Source organism: Streptomyces flavofungini (genome assembly GCF_041028215.1).
In the GTDB taxonomy this organism is placed as follows: Bacteria; Actinomycetota; Actinomycetes; order Streptomycetales; family Streptomycetaceae; genus Streptomyces; species Streptomyces flavofungini_B.
This window is the reverse complement of the sequence record NZ_JASKYR010000544.1, coordinates 1-5,868: the sequence shown is the minus strand read 5'-3', so window position 1 is coordinate 5,868 and position 5,868 is coordinate 1. Positions and strand designations below refer to the sequence as shown.

1 protein-coding gene is annotated in these 5,868 nt (G+C 74.7%); it reads right to left on the bottom strand.

The features are described from left to right. Positions 1-132 precede the first annotated feature (132 nt). The coding region (locus tag AB8Z36_RS29220; protein WP_369216390.1) for a MupA/Atu3671 family FMN-dependent luciferase-like monooxygenase at positions 133-5,868 on the bottom strand (5,736 nt) is incomplete at its 5' end.

Sequence of the window (5,868 nt, the reverse complement as noted above, 5' to 3'; positions counted from 1 at the left end):
CCACAGGTCCGGTCGCTCTCGCCGTACGCATGGCTGACGCATCGTCAGGCCGCCGGACCGCTGCCCATTGAGGCACACGCCACCCGAGGTGACAAGGCAGGCCTCCATGATTATTGACATGTCACGACCAATTCAGGCCGCTCGTCCATCCGCTCGGCCACCGGCCTCCAGCGCCTCGGCGACCCCCTCGGCCAGCAGGTCGACGTACCTCGCCGTCCAGCCCTCGACCGTGGCCCTGTCCCACAGGTCGGTCGAGAACTCCACGTAGCCGGAGAGGACGTCGCCCGTCGGGATCAGACCGAAGTTGAACTCCGAGCGGGCACCGGGCACGGTCAGGTCCTCGACCGCCGTGGTGAGCCCCGGCAGCTCGATGTCCGTCTCCAGCGAGTTCTGGTACTGGAAGCCGAGCGGCACCTTGTCGGGCACCTCGACGCCCAGCACCGCCGTGAGATCGGCCGCCACCGCGCGGATCGGCGCCGCGTGGTCGATCGCCCCGACCGCGCCGCGCGCCGCCTCGTCCACCAGGGCCCCGAACGAACCGGCCCTGTCACCCCGGACCCGCAGCGTGAAGGACGACACCGTGCAGGCCGCGAGGGCCTCGAACTCCCGCCGCTCCCGGTTGGCGAAGGAGATGCCGAGCAGCACGTCCCGCTCCCCCGTCACCTCGCCGACCAGCCGGGCCATGGCCGCCGCCGTCACCGCGAAGGGTGTCGTACGGTGCCGGCGCGCCAGGGTCTCCACTCCCGTGCGCACCTCCCGCCCGACCGAGAACAGCACCACGTCGCCCGCGCCGCTCAGCTCCGCCGGGCGCGGCCGGTCCAGGGGCAGCGACCGCTCGAAGGGGGCGCCTTCGAGCTGCCGGGCCCAGTAGTCGACCAGGCGGCCCCTGTCCCGCGTACGGCCCTGCTCCCGCTGCCAGCGCGCGTACGCCCCGGGCTGCGGCGGGTCCTCGGCCAGGCCGTGCGGCTCCCCGGTGACCGCCGCCCGGTACAGCGCGGCCAGCTCGCGGAGCAGCAGGGTGACCGACCAGCCGTCGCAGGCCGCGTGGTGCAGCACGAAGAGCAGCGCCCACCTCTCGCTCCCGGTGCGCAGCAGCCGGAACACGGGCGCGAGTTCGGCACGGATGTCGAAGGGCGTCGCGGCCGTCCGGGCCGCCACGCGCTCCGCCTCCGCCTCGGCCTCCGGCACCGAGCCGAGCCGCGCGAGCAGGTCCTCCTCGGGCAGCTCGACGGGGCGCGGGCGCAGCGCCTCCTGCTGCCACTCCCCCGTGGCCGCGTCCTCCACGAGCCGGGTGCGCAGCGCCTCGTGCCGCGCGACCAGCCGGGTCAGGGCCGTGCGCAGGGCCGGTACGTCGAGCTTCCCGGTGAGGGTCAGGCGCATCGCCACGTTGTAGATCTGCGGACGCGGGTGGGTGAGATGGCGGGTGACGAAGGCGCTCTGCTGGGCGGTGACGGGGGCGCGGCTCTCGGCCGACATGTGCGTGGGCGGCATCTCCTCGGCCCGCGACTCCGTGGCCGTGGGCACCGTGGTTGCGGGCTCCACGGCCGTGGGCTCCGAGCCGCCCAGGTACGCCGCCATCGCGCGGAGGGTGGGCTCCTCGTAGAAGCGGGCGACGGGGTACTCCGTGCCGAACTCCTCCCGCACGCTGTTGGCGAGGCGGATCGCCGTGATGGAGTGGCCGCCGAGCTCGAAGAAGGACGCCTCGGGGCCGATCCCGTCGGCGGTGGTCCCGAACTCCTTTGCCCACAGCGCCCGCAGCCGCGCCTCGACGTCCCCCGCGACCGGCCCAGGCCCTGCGGCCGCCCCGGCCGCTCGCGCCGGGCCCTCCACCGTGGTGACGAGGGACGGCTCGGGCAGCGCGGCCCGGTCCAGCTTTCCGTTGCCGGAGAGCGGGAGCGCGGGGAGGACCGCCCAGGCGCGCGGGACCAGGTGGTCGGGGAGGCGGGCGGCCAGTTCCCTGGTGAGGCGTTCGGCCGTCGCCCGCTCCCCCGCCGTCGCCGTGGCGGGCACGGCGTAGGCGGCGAGAGCCGCCTCGCCCCGCTGGTCGCGGCGGGCCAGGACGACCGCGTCGGTGACGTCCGGGAGGGCGTTGAGCGCCCGCGTGACCTCTTCGGGCTCGACGCGGTAGCCCCGTATCTTCACCTGGTCGTCGGACCTGCCGTGGAACTGGAGGGCGCCCGAGCCGGTCCAGCACACCAGGTCGCCGGTGCGGTAGAGCGTGCCCGCGCCGTCGACCGGGTCGGTGACGAAACGCTCCGCCGTCAGGCCGGGGCGGCCGAGGTAGCCGGTGGCGACCCCGGGGCCGCCGACGTACAGCTCGCCCACCTCACCGGCGGGCACCTCGCGGCCGTCGGCGTCGAGCACCCGTAGCGTGACGTTGTCGACGGGACGGCCGATCGGGATGGGGTCCGCCGCGTCTTCACCCCTGGCGGGCCCGACCGGCTGGGTGGTGCAGAGGACGGTCACCTCGGTGGGCCCGTATACGTTCAGCGTCTCGTACGGGGCGCCGGGGCGCGGCCGGGTGCGCAGCACGTCGCCGCCGAGCAGCAGGTGCCGCAGCGGGGGCTGTGCGTCGTCCGGCAGCGCGAGGACCGCCTCGCCGAGTGCCGTGGGCAGGATGGAGAAGGTGATCCGGCGGTCGGCGTACCAGCGGGCCAGCACGGCGGGGTCCTTGCGGACGCTCTCGTCGGCGACGACGACCGTGGCCCCGGCGGTCAGCGCGGGCCAGATCTCCAGGGCGGCGGCGTCGAAGCCCTGGCTGCACACGGCGGCGGCGCGGTCGTCTGCGGTGAACCCGAAGCGCTCGTGGTGCCACTGGCACAGGTCCACCACGGCCCGGTGCGGCACGGCCACGCCCTTGGGGGTGCCGGTGGAGCCGGAGGTGTAGATGGCGAAGCAGAGCGATTCGGGGGTGGTCACGGGCGGCGGGGTGTCCGTGCCCGGGAGCGCATCGGTGGACGTGATGGCGGGCGCGGCGGTGGCGTCGACCACGGCCGTGCCCTCCGGCACCTCCGGCGGCGCTCCGGCACCGTCCGTCACCAGGACCCCGGCGCCGCACTCCGCGAGGATCGCCCCGGCCCGCGCGCGCCCCTGCCCGGGGTCGAGGGGCACATAGCCGTGGCCCGACTTGAGCGCGGCGAGCATGGCGACGATGAGCGGGGCGCCGCGCGGCAGCCACAGGGCGACCGGCGCCCCTTCCCGGCCGCGTTGGCGCAGGACGGCGGCGAGGCGCTCGGCGCGCTCGTCGAGTTCGCGGTAGGTCAGCGCCGTGTCGCCGCTGATCACGGCGGTGCGACCGGGCGCCGCCTCGGCCCAGCGCGACGCCAGGGCGTGGAGGGTGCTGCGGGTCCGCTGCCGGGTGCGTCCGCGCCGCCACTCGTCGGGCACGACGGCCTGACCGCCGTCCGCCTGACCGCCGGTGGCCTCGGCGCCGGTCACCGGGGTGCTGGTCACCGGGGTGCCGGTCGCCTCGGCGAGCACGTCCCTGAACGTCCCGAAGAGCGCCTCGATCGTCGCCTCGTCGAACAGATCGGTGTTGTACTCCAGGTGGCAGCGGACGCCTTCGGGCTGGTCGGTGAAGTACACGGCGAGGTCGGTCAGCGCCTTGTCGGGGCCCGAGTCGAGCGGGGTCGCCCGCACCCCGGGCAGCTCGAAGCGGAACGGATCGCCGGTCTCGAACTCGGCGAGCGTCTGGAAGACCGGCGTCCGGTCGAGCGCCCGCGCGGGGTCCAGCTCCCGAACGACCGCCTCGAACGGCACGTCGGCGTGGTCGTAGGCGTCGAGGGCGACCGACCGCACCCGGTCGAGGAGCGTCGGGAAGCCGGGGTCGCCGGAGAGGTCGACGCGCAGGGCCAGGGTGTTCACGAAGAAGCCGACGACGTTCTGGTACGCGGGCGTGCGGTCCGACATCGGGGTGCCGATGACGAGGTCGTCCTGCCCGGTGACGCGGTGCAGGGCGGACGCGTATCCGGCGAGCAGCGTCATGAACAGGGTGCTGCGCCGTGCGCGGCTCATCTCGCGCACCGCGTCGCTGAGTGAGCGGTCGAGGGTGCGGAAGAGGGCGCGGCCGTTCGACGTCATCCTGGCGGGGCGCGGGCGGTCCGTGGGCAGGGCGAGGACGGGCAGCTCGCCGTCGAGCGCCTTCTTCCAGTACGCCAGGTCCTCGGCCGCCTTCGCACCGCCGAGCGAGTCGAGCTGGGCGCGGGCGTGGTCGGCGTAGGTGTGCGGCAGCGCGGGCAGGCCGACCGGCGGGGCGCCGGTGACACGCGCGCGGTAGAGGGCGGACACGTCGCGGGCGAGCACGGCCGCCGATGCCGCGTCCATCACGATGTGGTGCAGGGAGAGGACGAGGACGTGCCGCCGCTCGCCGAGCCGGACCAGGCGCGTCACGAAGAGCGGGCCCCCGGCCAGGTCGAAGCGGCGCTCGCTCTCGGCCGCGAGGGTGGCGGCGACCGCGTCACCGCCGGGCCCCGTGCCGTCGACGACCGCGAAGTCCACCTCGCCCGGTGCCTGCGCGAACTGCCGTGGCTCGCCGCCCGCCTCGCGGAAGACGGTGCGGAGCTGCTCGTGCCGGGCGGCGAGGTCGGCCAGGGCGGCGCGCAGTGCGGGCACGTCGAGGGGGCCTTCGAGCTCGATGGCCTTGACCTCGTTGTACGCGGTGCGGCCCGGCAGCATCCGCTCCAGGAACCACACCCGCTGCTGGCCCGGTGAGAGGGGCGCCCCCGGGTCGGCGGCCACGGGTGCCGCCGCGACGGGGGCCGTGGTGGCGCACGTACGGCGCAGCGCGTCGAGGTGGCCGAGGCCCTCGCGCATCGCCCCGGGCTCGACGCCGAAGTCGACGAGGGCGACGACCTCGTCGGCACCCGCCGCGCGCACCTCCTCGACGACCGGGCGCACGGTCTCCGGGCTGCCGATGAGGGCGCGCTGGTCGCAGTAGCGGTCGTAGGCGCGGCGGAAGACGACGTCCAGGTCGTCCTCGGTCATCGACGAGAGGTCGACCTTGTGGCCGAGGCTGTCGGCGACACCGCCGAAGAGCGAGAGGGAAGCCCGCATGTAGCGGGAGAGCGGGTCGCGGGCCGCTTCGCGCGCGCTCGCGTGGTCCTCGGCGAGATAGGTGTGCAGGAGCACGGCGACGTGCCCCGCGTCCGGGTCGAGCCCGTGCGCGGCCCTCGTACGCCGGTAGAGCGCGACGTTCTCCTTGAGCTGCTCGACGCTCTGGGTCATGAGGTTGGTGACGATGCCCAGGTCGTGCCGGGCGGCCAGTTCGTACGAGGCAGGGTTGCCGACGACGGCCGTGTACATCGGCGGGGCTTCCTGCACCGGGCGCGGGAAGAGCCGCAGGTCCGCCTCGCCCGCGCCGGTGGCGCGGCGCAGCGGCTCGCCCCGCCACAACTGCCGTACCTGCGCCACCTGTTCGTACATCAGCTCCTTGCGGGAGCCGAAGCGGTCGGGGAAGAAGACGAAGTCGTTGGTGTGCCAGCCGCTGGCGCAGCCGATGCCGATCCGGCCTCCGGAGAGGTTGTCGACCATCGACCACTCCTCGGCGACGCGGATCGGGTCGTGCAGCGGGAGCACGACGGAGCCCGCGTTGATCCGGATGCGGTCGGTCTCGCGGGCGAGGGCGGCGGCGAGCACGACGGGGTTGGGGAAGAGCCCGCCGAAGGAGTGGAAGTGCCGCTCGGGTATCCACAGGGAGTGGAATCCGTTGCGGTCGGCGAAGCGGGCGGTCTCCAGGAGGTGGTCGTACTTGCCGTCCTGGGGGGCGGTGTCGTCCYGGGGGTAGTCGCCGAAGAAGTAGACGCCGAAGTCGAGGGGCGCAGCGGGAGCACGACGGAGCCCGCGTTGATCCGGATGCGGTCGGTCTCGCGG